Annotated in this window: 15 protein-coding genes and 2 pseudogenes; 5 read left to right on the top strand and 12 right to left on the bottom strand. The window is 68.7% G+C overall.

Translation table 11 applies throughout. The annotated features are described in order from the left end of the window. Window positions 1–78: 78 nt before the first annotated feature. From AC1DWT_RS19060 to AC1DWT_RS19035, 6 genes and pseudogenes are all read right to left on the bottom strand, one after another. The gene (locus AC1DWT_RS19060) at window positions 79–444 is read right to left on the bottom strand and encodes a PAS domain-containing protein (RefSeq protein ID WP_477921771.1); all 366 of its coding nucleotides are present in this window, start codon (window positions 442–444) and stop codon (window positions 79–81) included. Between the two features lie 28 nt (window positions 445–472). Then, window positions 473–1,174, bottom strand: coding sequence for a hypothetical protein (locus AC1DWT_RS19055; protein WP_477921770.1), 702 nt, complete (start codon window positions 1,172–1,174; stop codon window positions 473–475). 645 nt (window positions 1,175–1,819) lie between these two features. After that, window positions 1,820–2,467: a phosphate signaling complex protein PhoU gene (phoU, locus tag AC1DWT_RS19050; RefSeq protein WP_477921769.1), complete on the bottom strand. Its 648-nt coding sequence runs from the start codon at window positions 2,465–2,467 to the stop codon at window positions 1,820–1,822. Window positions 2,468–2,619: 152 nt separating this feature from the next. Next, window positions 2,620–2,958 (bottom strand): annotated as a pseudogene (locus tag AC1DWT_RS19045) (recombinase family protein); the annotation flags it as partial. A gap of 42 nt (window positions 2,959–3,000) precedes the next feature. Beyond that, window positions 3,001–3,372, bottom strand: coding sequence for a hypothetical protein (locus AC1DWT_RS19040; protein WP_477921767.1), 372 nt, complete (start codon window positions 3,370–3,372; stop codon window positions 3,001–3,003). A 141-nt stretch (window positions 3,373–3,513) separates the two neighbouring features. Then, window positions 3,514–4,119 (bottom strand): Clp protease N-terminal domain-containing protein, encoded by a 606-nt coding sequence (locus AC1DWT_RS19035; RefSeq protein WP_477921766.1) that lies wholly within the window; start codon window positions 4,117–4,119, stop codon window positions 3,514–3,516. A 521-nt stretch (window positions 4,120–4,640) separates the two neighbouring features. On the opposite strand from AC1DWT_RS19035, the gene AC1DWT_RS19030 reads away from it, so the two are divergent. Next, window positions 4,641–4,904, top strand: coding sequence for a hypothetical protein (locus tag AC1DWT_RS19030; RefSeq protein WP_477921764.1), 264 nt, complete (start codon window positions 4,641–4,643; stop codon window positions 4,902–4,904). Between the two features lie 720 nt (window positions 4,905–5,624). Further along, a complete protein-coding gene (locus AC1DWT_RS19025) occupies window positions 5,625–5,972 on the top strand; it encodes a histone-like nucleoid-structuring protein Lsr2 (protein WP_477921817.1) in 348 nt (115 codons plus the stop codon). Between the two features lie 24 nt (window positions 5,973–5,996). On the opposite strand, the pseudogene AC1DWT_RS19020 reads toward AC1DWT_RS19025, so the two are convergent. Then, window positions 5,997–6,155, bottom strand: a pseudogene (locus AC1DWT_RS19020) (WS/DGAT domain-containing protein); the annotation flags it as partial. Between the two features lie 118 nt (window positions 6,156–6,273). Here AC1DWT_RS19020 and AC1DWT_RS19015 point away from each other — a divergent pair. The 3 genes from AC1DWT_RS19015 to AC1DWT_RS19005 all read left to right on the top strand — a co-directional run bounded on the left by AC1DWT_RS19015 (window position 6,274) and on the right by AC1DWT_RS19005 (window position 7,822). After that, window positions 6,274–6,405: a hypothetical protein gene (locus AC1DWT_RS19015; protein ID WP_477921762.1), complete on the top strand. Its 132-nt coding sequence runs from the start codon at window positions 6,274–6,276 to the stop codon at window positions 6,403–6,405. Window positions 6,406–6,551: 146 nt separating this feature from the next. Further along, entirely contained in the window at window positions 6,552–6,878 is a 327-nt protein-coding gene (locus AC1DWT_RS19010; protein WP_477921760.1) for a hypothetical protein, read from the top strand. A gap of 269 nt (window positions 6,879–7,147) precedes the next feature. Next, the gene (locus tag AC1DWT_RS19005) at window positions 7,148–7,822 is read left to right on the top strand and encodes a ScbR family autoregulator-binding transcription factor (RefSeq protein WP_477921758.1); all 675 of its coding nucleotides are present in this window, start codon (window positions 7,148–7,150) and stop codon (window positions 7,820–7,822) included. A 5-nt stretch (window positions 7,823–7,827) separates the two neighbouring features. Here the strand turns inward: AC1DWT_RS19005 and AC1DWT_RS19000 are convergent, their stop codons facing one another. The 5 genes from AC1DWT_RS19000 to AC1DWT_RS18980 form a co-directional block, all read right to left on the bottom strand. Then, window positions 7,828–8,754: a ScbA/BarX family gamma-butyrolactone biosynthesis protein gene (locus AC1DWT_RS19000; RefSeq protein ID WP_477921756.1), complete on the bottom strand. Its 927-nt coding sequence runs from the start codon at window positions 8,752–8,754 to the stop codon at window positions 7,828–7,830. Between the two features lie 388 nt (window positions 8,755–9,142). Beyond that, window positions 9,143–10,300: an RES family NAD+ phosphorylase gene (locus AC1DWT_RS18995; protein WP_477921754.1), complete on the bottom strand. Its 1,158-nt coding sequence runs from the start codon at window positions 10,298–10,300 to the stop codon at window positions 9,143–9,145. 407 nt (window positions 10,301–10,707) lie between these two features. Then, complete coding sequence (locus tag AC1DWT_RS18990) at window positions 10,708–10,857, bottom strand: hypothetical protein (RefSeq protein ID WP_477921752.1); 150 nt, start codon at window positions 10,855–10,857, stop codon at window positions 10,708–10,710. Window positions 10,858–10,915: 58 nt separating this feature from the next. After that, window positions 10,916–12,334, bottom strand: a complete 1,419-nt coding sequence (locus AC1DWT_RS18985; RefSeq protein ID WP_477921750.1) for a WS/DGAT/MGAT family O-acyltransferase — start codon at window positions 12,332–12,334, stop codon at window positions 10,916–10,918. Window positions 12,335–12,525: 191 nt separating this feature from the next. After that, window positions 12,526–14,001, bottom strand: coding sequence for an aldehyde dehydrogenase family protein (locus tag AC1DWT_RS18980; protein ID WP_095861845.1), 1,476 nt, complete (start codon window positions 13,999–14,001; stop codon window positions 12,526–12,528). Window positions 14,002–14,018 lie beyond the last annotated feature (17 nt).

Here is a 14,018-nt window from a genome sequence, read left to right as displayed (position 1 = left end):
ACCAGGGCACCGACACCGGCGCACCGACCTCCCGCGTGACCCCGTCCGTCAAAGCCCGGCCACCGCATTGCTGGACTGCTACCGGCTCCTGCAGACGGTGGCGGCCGACTCGTGCAGGTCACCGTGCTTGTCGCTAAGGGTGGCGACGGACACCGGGATCGGCGCCCCGGTGCCGAAGTGCCGCAGCTCGCTGATCCCCTCCCAGTGCCCGTCGCAGGTCAGGGCCGCCTCCACCGCAGGGGTCTGGGCCAGCCCGGCGTCGGTGAGGAACTCGGCGGTGGTCCGGGCGCGGGCGTCCGAATCGTCGCGCAGGCCCACCAACCGGATTCCCGCCGGGTTGAGAGACAGGATGCGGCCGGAGGCGAAGTCCGACACCATCACCAGGTCCGTGGCCCGCTCGAACACCGACCGCCACAGGTCGGGGCCCTGCGACTCGAACACCATTGCACCCCCTCCCCGTGGCCCGCGCTGCTCATCGGACCGGTGGCTCCGGCCCGGGGCCCGATGCTCGGGTCGTCGGATACGACCGCGCGCCTCCACCCGCGGCGGGGGGTGTCGCCGCCGCGATCGACAGATCCGCGAGGAGCCCGAGGAAGGCGCGTGCATAGGGGGAGTCGGCGGTGGTTGCGGCGACGGCCGGCCAGTCGACCCGTTCGCCCAGGGCCCGGGCGAGCTGCACCATCGGCACGAAGTCGCACCGATGCGTGCCGAGTTCGTGAAGTTTGTCGATCATCAGATCGGTGGCAGCGATCACCGGGGCCGCGGCGCTCCCGATCTGCATCGGTGAGGCCCGGTCCAGCAGACGCCCGGTGACCGCGACGGAGTTCGGACGACCGAACACCAGGTCGACCGGGGTGTCGCCGTCATAGACCGTGTTCAGCCGGTCCTCGCGTCGCCCGGCGGCCCGCATTCCGGCGGTGGCCAAGGTCTGGGCTGCGCGCCGCGCATCGTCTGGTGTGAGGACGATGGTCACGTCCTGCTCGGCGGGTGGCCCGCCGAGCAGGTGGGCGGCGCAGTCGCCGGCCACGGCGAACCGGATCCCCTTGGCCGAGAGGAGCTTCACCACCCGCACCAGGGTTTGCTGTAGCTCCTCCTCCCGGGCATCCGTCGCCCGGGGGTCGGGGAACTCGCTCGACCGCGGTGGATGCCGGTGGGGTTGCTGTTCGGTGACCATGGAGCGGGCGTACCCGATCCCGATGCGATGAACCCTCCCACCCCCTCCCGGCACGAGCCCGCAGGCGTCGCACCGACGGCCGAGGCTCGACCGACCGACCGACCGACCGACCGACGGCCGGACGGAACGACCCGACGGCGCACGGCCGGCAGACCAGTGATCTCCGCCGTCGCCGGGATCACCTGCCGCGGAGCTTCGGTTCACGCGGGAAGGGGGCCGCCGCCGCCGGCGTTCCCGGACACGACCGGCTAGGAGCTAGGGCGGGATCCTCCACCGTGCTGTGCGTGATCCACGAGCGACATCGCCGTCATCTTTGTCCGACGTTGTGCCGCGTGCCGAGGCGGAAGGGTGGCGAACGTCCCCGAGCACTGAACACCGGGAAGTCACGGGACATGCCCCGGACAGGGGTTCGGCCGGGAATGCTTTCACATTCTCGGCCGGATCTCTGCTTCTCGAGTTTTTCACCGTTACCGATGACTCTCTCGATCCGCGAATCTCAATCTACGCGCGCCCCGCGGCCCACCGCAATGCCGCGGATCGACTCGTCACCGGTGCTGCCGACGAGGGTGCGGCGGGCGGGCGGGTCGGACATCTCGGGTATCCGCCGGCGGACTGCACCACCGCGCCTCCCGAGTGTGTGTCCGTCTACGGGCTCAGCTGTTCGCCGGTGACGAGGAAGATCACCCGGCGCCCGACCACGACGGTGTGGTCGCCAAAGCGTTCGTAGAAGCGGCCGAGCAGGGTGACATCGACCGCGGCGGTGATGCTGCCGGTCCAAGACGGGTCCTGGATCAGGGTGAGCAGTCGCCGGTGCAGGTCGTCGAGCTCGTCGTCTCGCCTGCCGAGCTCGACGGCCAGCTCGGGATCATGCTTGCGGAGGACCTGTTCGGCGCCTCGGGCCARCTCGCCCGCCACCCGCCCCATCCGGGCRAGCAATTCCTCCGCCTCCCCGGAGGCGACGTGGTCGGGGTGCCGGCGGCGCACGCTCTCGGCGACGTGTTGCGCCAGCCCGCCCATYCGGCTCAGATCCGACACCAGATGCACCCCGGTGACGACCTGGCGCAGGTCCCGGGCCACCGGGGCCTGCAACGCSAGCAGCGCCAGCGCCTGCTCCTCGCACGGACCGTGTAACTGCTCGATCTGCTCGGTGAGGTCGAACACCCGCTCCGCCTGCGGAAGGTCGGCCCGCACGAGGGCGTCGGTGGCCGTCTCGATGGCCTCCCCGGCCAGGTGGCACATCGACGCCAACCGGTCGGTCAGGTCGTCGAGCTGGTCGTGAAACTTCGTCCGCATACGCATCATCATCGTGCACTCCGCCGGTCGCCGGGCTTCCGCGCTCGTCCCGAATGGTTACCAGAAGGCCGTTAGTGCTAGTTACCAGGAGCCGCGTCCCCGGTTCCGCCGGACTCCGGTCGCGCGTGCCGCGGCGTGCGGGGCCGGTGCTCGGTGCGCGGCACTTTCAGCATGCCGGAGATCTGGGCGACGGTGTGTTCCCGGCGTCGTACAGGCGTTGCGCGAGTTCGATCTGGTCGGGGCTGAGTTTTCGAGTGCCGTCCACCCTTGCGGCCGCGGGCACGGGCGGCGGCCAGCCCATCGCGAGTGTTCGCCAGATCAGCTCGCGCTGGAACTCGACAGCAAGACCGTCCGAGCCGGTCCAGCCGAATGCTCACCAGGACGTCGTCATCGCGCAGCCGCTGCAGGACCAGATCGAATTGGGGCCGTGACGCTTTGACCCCGCCCGCGTGGTCGACGTGGATGTTCTCGGCGGCGGCGGCGACGCCGGCGCAGCGCATCCGACTTCCGTCACATGCTTGGTCCCGGGGCTGTTACCGGGGTGGGAGGGTCGTCGAGTTGCCGGGTGGGTGGGTAGCGCGGCGGCGTTCGCGGAAGCGCGCCCGGTGGTGTTCCATCACGACTTCGGATTCGGCGTGGATGCTGCTTGGGTGGCGGGCGATCGCGTATTGGAGGGCGGCGCTGCGTCGACGGAGGAAGGCGGCACGGACCGTCGCCGTGTCGTCGGCGAGCAGGTACACCGCGGCAGCGTCGCAGTCGAGGAGGAACTTCCCGTACGCCCGCCGCACCGGCGCCTGCTCGTCGAAGACTACCGGCAGCACCACGTCGTCGACCAGGTGGAACGGGAAACGAACGAGCCGGTATGTAGCCCGCATCAGCGCTCGCGCCACGGCGACCGGTCCCATGCTCCGATCGTAACGCCGGCCAGGGCCGCGGTGACGCCGTCACCGGGCCGGATCCCGACCGGCCGGCCTCACCGCAGTGGAAATTGGTGCCGAGGACCCGCCGCGGCGTCCGGGCGCGCGGTCTCGCCCGAGGCGCAGGCCCTATTCGGTACCCGCGCCGCCGGCACGGGCCGCGTCGAGGATCCGGTCTCGCATCCAGGCGTCGAGGGGTTGGCCGGCCTCGGCGGCCGCGGCTACACACAACGCATGTTCTGCGTCGGTCAACCTGAGGCTGGTGACGTGCGTCGGCCCCAACCCCAGCTCGGCGGTGAGCCGATGCTCGGTGACTTGCCGGAGGATGTGCTGACGCAGTTGCTCGACGTCCACCGGTAGGACCTCGCCGAGCAACCGTGCGCCGGTGGATTCGCGGTCGTCGATGAGAGCGAGAAGGATCTGTTCGGTGCCGATACGGTCGTGGCCGAGCAGAGAAGTTTCACGCAGGCTCTGTTCGAGGATCCGTTTGGCGTGCCGGGTGAACGGGATGTGCCCGGAGCGGGCCTGCTCGCCGTGACCGGTGGTGAGTCGGCCGTCGATGACGGCCGCCGACACGCCGAACGATTCCAGCGCTCGCGCCGCTGCGCCGTCACGTTCGCGGATGAGGCCCAGCAGGATGTGCTCGGTTCCGAGATAGTCCTGGTGGTGGGCCCGGGCCGCGTCGGAGGCCAGGACGACGGTGCGCCGCGCTTGGTCGGTAAACCTCTCGAACACCGTTGCTCCCCTCGGATCGGCCGCTGCCTGCGGGTACCTCAATTCCGTGTTGTTTACACCCACTGCAGGCCCGGGCGGGCGTCTCTCCCTCACCGAGGAGAAGGCGGAGCCTCGGACGACGTGTCCGAGGCTCTGATCCGACTCCTCGAGGGTGAGACCATTCTCCTCTGCGACAGCGAGAACCGACCGGCAGCATTGAGGGGATCGCGCCCGGAGAGCTTTGGGCGGAATCGGATTCCGATGCCGTGCTGGTGCGGGTCGTGGATCAGGTTCAGGGTGCCGCGGACGGTGCGGCCGAGTCCGGGGAGGGCGGTGAGTTGGTGCTCGTCGGCAACCTGCCGCGGCCGCGGGATGCTCCGGCAACCCGCCGAGCGAGCCATGGGAACCGCCGTTGGCCGGGGCGCAAGCACAGGAGCCCGGATCGTTGTCGATCGCTCAGCCCCTTGGTAGCGCCTTGCATGAGGTTTCGTCGGCGAGGTGCTTATGATCCGGGCGGGTAGCCGAGGGGAAGGCGCAGACCGATGCCCGAGAAGAAGGATCACAGTCCGAGACCCGAACCCGGTCCATTCGGTGCGGGCGCGCGGGTGCTGGTGCGCCGGCCGGCTGAGTCGGCGCAGACCGGTCGGATCGTCGAGGATTACGCCGAGCTGACCGACACCGAGGAGCGCGGGCACGCCTGGGCGTCGGTGCACCGGTGGGCTGTCGCCCTCGACGACGGGCGCCTGGTCTTCGCCGACACCGACGACCTCACCGCCGACCCGAGCACGCCAGGATCCGCCGGGTAGACCGGCCCCGGCCGGTGGACGAACCAGCCCGAGACCGTGTCCCCGGGGACCGGACCGAGCTGGGTTACTTCATCGCCACGGTGCCGGTGAAGAAGGAACGGTGCCGTGCCGCCGAAGCAGACGACGGTTGCGTTTCCCTTCGCGAAACCGCTGAGCTTTCCCGCGGTCCCCGGGCCCGAACGCGGCGGCGACTGCTGACGGTGCCGGGTCGTCCGATTCGTCTGCTGGTCGGATGCCCGAGCGCCTTGGATGGGGCTGGGCCACACTACCCCGGCGGAACCCCTGCACGGGGGAGTGGCGGTGTGCACAGGCAGAGGTGGACACAGGAGGTTGCGGCAGCCCTCCGTGTATTCGGCCCGTCGGATGCCGATGATGCCGCTGACATGCGGGTCGAGAGTGCTTCTGCGGCTTCATGTTCGGTCTTCGGGCGGGGGCGATCGGAGGGGTGGCACGGCGACCGGCGCTCGAATTGCATCACAGTGACGAAAGTGGCGAGGGTTGGGATCGTCTGGTGAAACGCCGGTTGGCGCCGCTGATGTGGATTCTTAAAGGACTCCGGCGGCGCCGGCTCGCACACGAGGGCAGGGTGCTGTGCGACGACGAGATTCGTCGCTGGCGTTTTGGTGCGATGCAATCGTAGCTAGCGTAGCTAGCAGTGATGGGTTGTCTGGCGCGAGTACTGTTGTTTCGTTCGTATCGATGACGGTGGGAGTGGAATCCGTGGCGCGTAGGGCTGTGGTGGAGTTGGTGGACGATATCGACGGGACCGTGTTCGGCGACGCGGGGGAGAGCATCCACTACGCGGTTGATGGCGTCGAGTACGAGATCGACCTGAAGGGCGAGCACGCCAAGGAGTTCCGCGACGCCCTCGACTACTACATTGCTCATTCCCGGAGGGTCGGAGGCAGGAAGCACCGCTCGAATCGGGTAACGGACCCGAGCGGATCGACTCCGAGGACGGGCGAGGTCAAGAAGATCCGCGAGTGGGCGAGAGAACACGGCTACGAGATGCCCTCGCGGGGCCGGATCCGCGCCGACATCGTCCAAGCCTTCCACGACGCCCACTGACACCGCATCGCCCGTCCGAGCGGGCGACCCGAGGGCGCTCATCGCGAGCACCTGGGCGGGACTCATCGCCTGGAGGGCGGCTCTGCCCTCGTGGCAGTTGTGGACGGTCTCGAGGCGGTGCGCGGGGTCGGGGAGGTGGGTGGCCAGGTTGCACCTGAGCACTCCCGCCCGATTGCCTTCGGCCTGGTCTGGGTCAAATGTCCTCACTACTAGGAAAACGCTGGCCAATACTGCGAACCCGCAACGCTTCCCACTGTTGTGGGCGCCGGTTTTGGTAGTCGCTATTGCGATCGTCTTCGCGATGGGAACCGGAATTGCGACTGTCCTGATTGGGCTGACTCCGGCCCACGTCGTCCTGCCGGGAGGCGCCGCATTCGCATCGTCGATGATGGTGGGCCCGGCAGTGCTCGGGTTGGTGAAGGAGCAGCCGTAGACAGGTGTCAGTGCAACGCAAATCCGTGGCAGGAGAGTCCGTCGGCTGCGGTGTCGATGGTCAGGCCGGATCCGAATTGTGTTCCGCCGCATCGGATGTGGTCCCGGCAGACGGGTGGGCACTGCCACCGGCAGTTGTCGGAGGAGGTGTCCGCCCGTATCGCCGGGGCGGTAACCGCGTCCCGTTCCGAGGCGTCCGCCGGCGGACTGACGTACACGTCGGCGTGGCGGCGGTTCGAACGGTGGTGCACGGCGCACGGGCGCACGGCGTTGCCGTCGCACCCGGTGACCGCCGCCGCGTATCTGGTCGACGTCGCCACCTACGGCATGGGCGGGGAGCGGGCCTACGCCCCGGTCGCTCTGGCCCGGCGGGTGGAGGCGATCGGTTATCACCACCGCACCACCGGTCGCTGCGCTCCGGCTCTACCCGCCCCGTGCGCGAGTGCTGTTGCACCCAGCCCGCTGGGTCCCTGAGTTCCCGTGTCACCTGACCGACCCTGACGAGAGGACGATAAGCATCAATACCGTCCGAATGGTCTCGTTCTTTGAGATGGCCGCACGCCTCGAAGTCGTTCCGTGGAAACGATGCCCGCACAAGCGAGAACACGTGCGGGCCACCACGATGGTCTCGGGTCGTTCCGGTCCGCGACTCCCGCTGAGCACTGGTAGCGTTCGTCCAGCTAATCGGGGTGGGTCCATTCGTTGGTCTTTTTCTCGCTCACGGGGGCAGGGAAGGTGTTTCAGTGTCTCAACAGGCCAGGGCTGTGGCGACGAGAGCGCAGATCGTGCTCGGAGCGGCGGAGACGTTCGAGAAGCAGGGCTACGTCGGAGCCAGCGTCGGAACGATCATCGAGAACGCCGGCCTCACGAAGGGCGCTCTGTACTTTCATTTTCGGTCGAAAGACGAGTTGGCGCGGCACATCGTCGCCGAGCAGCATGCCACCTCCATCGCCTCGGTCGAGGCGATCGGCCGCGAAGAGGCTTCGGCGATCGAGCAGATTGTGATGCTCTGCCATGAGATGGCCCGGCAGATCGTGCACGACCCGATCGTCCGCGCCGGCATCCGGATCACCCTCGAACTCAGCGCCGACGAGCAGGGCCCCACCGATCCCTACCTGGACTGGATCAACGCCTGCGAGCAGTTGGTCCGGTGCGCCATCGCTCAGGGCGACCTCAAGTCCGACATCGATCCGCCGAGGTTCGCCCGGTTCGTGATCGGTGCCTTCACCGGTGTCCAAACGGTCTCGCAGGTGCTCACGCAACGCACCGACCTGGAACAGCGGGTCGACGACATGTGGACGTTCCTGCTGCCCGGGATCATGCCCGCAGACCGGCAGCCGGACATCGAGCGGATCCGCCAGGCCCGCAGCGGCGGCGCACCCGTTGTCGGTATCGGGCAGGTGGCGGCACGAGGCTGAGCAGCTCAGCGGCGGGCAAGCCGTACGTGTCCCGTGGTGATGTCGACACCGGCCTGCCTGATCACCGCCCTCACCGACAGCGGATCCTCATCGAGGACCCGGACACGGACGGTGGCACGCTGATCGAGTTCGGCGAATCGGTGGAACACCGCGTCGATCGATTCCAGGTGGGCGTCCGGAACCTCGAGGGCCGCGAACGCGCCCTGGCGTAGCGCTTCCAGGAGCAGCATTCCGGGCAGATGATCGAGTGGGTGGTCGAACAGCACCGGGTGGGTCACGTCGACCCGCAACTCCCACTCGCCCGGCGCGGCCTGCCGGCCGAGGACCACGTGCTGGTCGTCGACGTGTCCCACCACGGCGGGCGTAATGGCGGTGCCGCACCTCGCCGGGCCGGGGGTACGCGGGCCGGCGGTGCCCCACCGTGCCCTCGTGTAGGCGGACGGCGGGAGTGCAGCGGCGACACCCGATGCCGATCCGATCTCCCTGCCCGCCAGCCAGAACCGCAGCTCTATGCGGAACCTCGTCAGCACCGCACCGCCAAACATCAGATCGGACAGTGTGGCGGTCGCGGTCACGTCCGCGGCCGCCGCCCCGACCTCCAAGGCGTCGAGGTGCGCGCGGACGTGCAGGTCCTGCATGATGAATCGCCGGTTCAGCGGCACCCGGTATCGGCTGTGGGCGAGGTAGATCGCCGCTTGTCGCAGTGTTTCTCCCAGCAGCATCGGGTCGTACAGGCCGTCTCGGGCGCGGTAGAAGCCGTGCAGTCGCGGCCACTGCGCTGCGACGGCGAACCCGTTCGGCTCAGGGAGCTCGACGCAATCGGTGAGGAAGACCTCGGCGACCGCCTGGCGGTGCACGTAGCGGCGGGTCACCGGTCGCTCGAACGACAGGGCGGGAATTGCCTCACGTAGCGGTTGGCATGCTCGCGTCACGAACCCCTCCACAGAAACCGACCGGTCCTATATGCCGGGATGTCGAACTATAGAACTGGAGTCGGACAAACCGGTCAGCCGGGTGACATCCCGCGGCGAGCCCGCGAAACAACTGTGGAGTGGGGCACGGTTCGGGAGGGAATGACGGCCGAATCCGTCCCCCCCGCGCCGACATGCCGCGAAAGTGTCATTCACCGACCCTACGAAGGCCTGGGTAGGAAGGGCGGCAGAGCGACCAGCACCGTATCGCCGTGCGACTTCGGTCCTGTGGGGGAGGATCGGCCGCAGCTCGGCCGGACGGCGGGCGATCAGCCGTTTCGAGTTGGTCTCGCACCGCCCACCGCCACACGAAACCATGGCAATCTCTGCATGAGATCGACGTAGACGCTTAGATGAGTGTTGCGTTGTACTTTGCGAGATGGGATCGGACCAGCTCCAACCCGGCTCGGTCATCGAGCGCGATCGGGCCCCGGGACATCCTCATCAGATCAGGCAGCCCCACACCGGCATTGGGCGTGATTGCCATCACGACGGAGAACCTGTCCTCGTCGTTGCGTGCCCGGTATTTGATTCCGAGAACCCCGTCGGTCGCGTGCAGGATGGCTGCCGCCCAGTCCCAGGTGGTCCGGTAGTCGACGGGGCCGCATTTCGTCAGCCAGGTGTCCTGGCCGATCGCCGCCAGATGTGAGCCGTGCACGAGTGCGACCGGGACATCGTCTGTGACGGTGACCTGGGACAGGACCCGACCGGCCAGCTTGGCCTTCCGCAGGATTCTGGGAACGTGATCATCCAACGGCAACGACCGACAGTAGGTCTCCGCGATGCAGGTGGAGACGTCCTCCCCGAAATAGCTGTAGTGGTACGACCCGTCGGAGGAGTCGAACCGTCCGCTTCCCGCTCCCGCCGGGGTCGGATTCAGGGTCAGGGCGCCCCGGTTCGGGTCGCCGGAGATCTCGGCTCGTAGCAACGCGCGCACGGAGTCGTAGGCACCTTCGCCGAGCAGTTGGGCCGGGGACTTGCGGTCTTCGGCCGACGGGTTGGGTGAGAGCCACCACGACGCGACACCCCACGGATCGTCCCGGGCGCCGAGAGCCACGTTGGTTTCCCGCACTACCTGAGTCGCCTCGCCCGGCGGGGAGAACTGGAATTGCGGATACCGGAACTTCCCGGCCCGCTTGAGCCCGATGACTTCGCTTTTGGCGCTGAGCTTGCGCAGCGCATCGCTGGGATTGGCCCAGTTCTTGTCGTAGGTGTCGGCGACCTCTTTGGCGGAGAGGTGCGGGAACGACAGGATGCGTTCGACGGCGTCGCTGAGCACTGTCTTCTCGTCGAGGATGTCGTCCGATTCGATGAGCTCGAGGATCGGGTCGTCTCGATCGATCCGTCCGGCCAGCATGATGTGGGTGACCCTGTCGGCGACCAGCCGCATGCTCGGCCTCTTGTACAGCTCGGCTCGCATCCGGGCGATGAACTCGTGGTCGCTCACGCCGCTGCGCTGTGGTTGCGGATCGGCCTCGTAGCTCGAGCCCGCGGTCGTGTGTGCCATGTTCCCCTCCTCGGTGCCCGGGCAGGAACCCTCGACTCACTTCTATATAGAAGTCTACCGTAGATTGCGCCTCTCGGGTCCGGTAAGTGGCCCCGATGTCATAGCCCGCCGAGCCGGCCCGCACCCGAGGCGCTGCCGGCAGACCCGCTCACGCGCAGTGCGGGCGCCATCCCACGGTCTGTGCGATAAGTGGTGTGCCAGCCGGAACGAGGCGCCACGGTGTAAGACGAACCCTCGGAGGGTGCGTCGACGAGGGCATCGAGTAAGGGGTGGGTCCCGCGCACTGAGGTCGGCGCCTCGCTGATCGATGTCTCGACGATCTCGGTCACCCCGCCCGCGACGCCCACACTCGCGTAGCCACGAGAACTGGTGTCGGGTACGGCCCGCGGGTCTGTCGGGGGCGGGTGTCAGCGCGCCTGATGGTGCTGATCGGGGCGGTCGTCGGCGAACATGGCCTCGATCCGGGCCTTGATTTCCTCGGTACTGATCGCCGCGGCGTGTGTGGTGCCGTGGACGGCGGTGTTTGTTGCGGTGGCTGGTGTGGTCGGGGTGTTCATCGTGGCGGTTCCTGTCTTCGTCTCGATTTGGGAGATTCTGTGCGGGTGGGCGTGGAGGTCACAGTCCGACGGCGGTCTCGAGCAGGTCGAGTTCGGCGTCGAGGTGGTCGAGCATGGGGTGCAGATCCGGGACGGTGCGGCGGCAGCCGGTGAGGCCGAAGACGATCTGGTCGTCGCTGCTGGTGCAGGTGATGTTGAGTGCCTGCCCGGTGGTGGGGATCGAGAGCGGGTAGAGGGATTCGAGGCGGGCGCCGTTCCAGTACAACGGGGTTCGGGGGCCGGCGACGTTGGAGATGACGAGGTTGAACGGCGGACGGAGCGGCCCCCGTCGGCCGAGGAACATCTCGACTCCGAGCGGGGCGGCGCCGAGGGCGCTCATCGCGAGCACCTGGGCGGGGCTCATCGCCTGCAGCGCGGCCTTGCCCTCGTTCATGCAGTTGCGCACCGTCTCGAGGCGGTGCGCGGGGTCGGGAAGGTGGGTGGCCAGGTTGCACATGAGCACTCCCACCCGGTTGCCTCCGGGAGTRCGGTCACCGGTTCCGGTCTCCGGCGCGCGCAGCGACACGGGGACCATCGCGATCAGCGGGTTGTCSGGCAACGCGTCGCGGGTGTGCAGGTAGGCCCGCAGSGTGCCCGCGCACATCGTCAGCACGATGTCGTTGATGGTGGYGTCGGCGTGCTTGGCCAGCAGCCGGATCCGTTCGATGGGGAACGAYCGGGCGGCGACGTGACGGGCCCCGCTGATCGGCACGTTGAACAGGGTGTGCGGCGCGGTGAGCGACAACGCACSACCCTTGCCGTGCAGRGCGCGGTCCACGGTGCCCAACGCCGCGGGCAGCAGTCCGGCCACCTCGCCYGCCGCGGCGCGGGCCGCGTCCCACGCCATGGCSGGAAGCGCGGMGCCGGGACCGGTCGTGACGGCCGTGCCCGCGTCCGGCACGGCCGCCAGCGGGGTCCGGGGCTGCCAGGGSGTGGGCATGTTCCGGCGGTGCGGGTCCTCGCTCATGCTGTCGCGGAGCAACCTCATCGCGGACGCGCCGTCGGCGAGGGCGTGGTGGATCTTGGTGTAGATCGCGTAGCGGCCGTCGGCGAGGCCCTCGATCAGGTGCATCTCCCACAACGGCCGGCTGCGGTCGAGCAGGGTGCCGTGCAGCCGCGACACCAGGGTCATCAGTTCGGCCATTCCGCCCGGCTGGGGCAGGGCGTCGCGGCGCACGTGGTGTTCCAGATCGACCTCGTCGTGCGGAAGAGTGTCCCAGCCCCACTGGCCGAGCGACGTCACCGAACGGCGGGCCCGCTTACGGAAGGGCGCCGCCACCTGATCGCCGATCAGCGCCGCATCGAACATCGCTCGCACGTCGGACGCGGACGATCCGTCGGGTGGGGTGAACACCGCCAGGCCGCCGACGTGCATCGGATGCTCGCGAGACTCGCCGAGCAGAAACAGTGAGTCGGTCGGCGCCATCGGGAACAGCATGTGGTGTCCTTACCGTTCCCGAAACGGGATCTGCCTGCGCGGATCCGTTCCCCCCGGAACTGTCGTTCATGTCGATATTGCCGTGTGTAAAAGTAACGTTTAGGTGTGGTTCATGTCACAAACCGGTCTCGCTGTTTTAGTTGTACAGCACAGCCACCGTTTCCGCCACACACACGATCACACTCTTGCGATCAGACGCCCGTGTACACGGTCTTCCCCCAGGTGTAGAAGTCCACGGCGCTGCGACCCTGCTCCCGGAACGTGTTCGTGGACGAGTCCTTCACCCCGCCGAACGGCACGTTCAGGTCCAGCCCGGCCGTCGGGCGGTTGATCTTGACGACGCCGGCCTGTGCCCGGGCGGCGAAGTCCGTCGAGCGCGCCAGGCTGTCGGTGCAGATGCCCGCGGTGAGTCCGTAGCGGGAATCGTTGACGGCGGCGAGCCCGGTCTCGTAGTCGGCGACCTCCAGGACGGCGACGACCGGCCCGAAGATCTCGTCCGTGACCGCCGGATCGTCGAGCGGGAGATCGGTGAGCACGGTGGCCGGGAAGAAGAGCCCGGCGGACGGGTCGCCGGCGTAGTCGCCGTGCCGCAGTGTGGCGCCGCGTTCGACGGCGGAGCGGACCGCGGCCTGATCCTGCTCGAACTGCGCGCGGCTGACCACCGCGCCCATCCGGGTCGTGTCCGCCGAGCCGTCACCCGGAACGTACCGCGCGGCCTCCTCGACCAGCGCATCGACGAACGCTTCGCGGATCCCGGGGGTGACGTACACGCGGGACGTCGCCGTGCAGGCCTGCCCGGTGAGCCCGAACGCGCCCGCAGCCACCACCTGTGCGGCGTTCCGGGCGTCGTCGAGCACCAGCACCGCGTTCTTGCCGCCCATCTCGAGCTGTACCCGGGCCCGGCGCGCGTTCAGGATGTCCTGCAGCCCCAACCCGACGGTGGTGGAGCCGGTGAAGGACAGCCCCGCGACGCGGGGGTCGCGGGCCAGGGCGTCACCGACCACCCGTCCCTTGCCGTGGACCACGTTGAATACCCCGGCGGGGAGACCGGCGTCGTGCAGGGCGCGGGCGAGGTGGGTGGCCGACAGGGGCGTCAGTTCGGCCGGCTTGAGCACCACGGTGTTGCCCGAGATCAGAGCGGGTGCCGTCTTCCACGCCGGGATGGCGATGGGAAAGTTCCACGGCGTGATGAGCCCGAAGACGCCCAGGGGCTCGCGGCGGGTGGTGATGCTGGTTCCGGGCAGCCCGCTGGGGAGCACCTCGCCGGTGGCCGCCCATCCGAGGGACCCGAAGAACCGCAGTACGTCCACGGCGCGCGTGACTTCGCCCCGGGCCTCGGCGAGGGTCTTGCCTTCTTCACGGACGAGATCCGCGGCCACCGCGGAACCCCGTTCCTGCAACAGGTGTGCCGCCGTGATGAGGATGGCGCCCCGGGCCGGTGCGGGGAGCGCGGCCCAGGCCGGCTGCGCCGCGGCGGCGGCCGTGACTGCGGCGTCCACCTCGGCGGTACCACCACTCGGCGAGTAGGCGGCGAGCTCGTTCGGGCGGGCCGGGTTCCAGCGCGCGGTGTCGGCGCCGCCCAGCCATTCGCCGTTGACGAGGTGCTGCGCGGTCGGGACGTCGTTCCGGATGTGTGAGCCGGTGGGCTCGGTGACGGTCGTGGTCATCGTGTCTCCTCGGGAGG

This window comes from Rhodococcus sp. P4_B6, from assembly GCF_056402215.1.
Note: the sequence above shows the minus strand (reverse complement) of the source record. Positions and strands in the feature narration are given on the sequence as shown.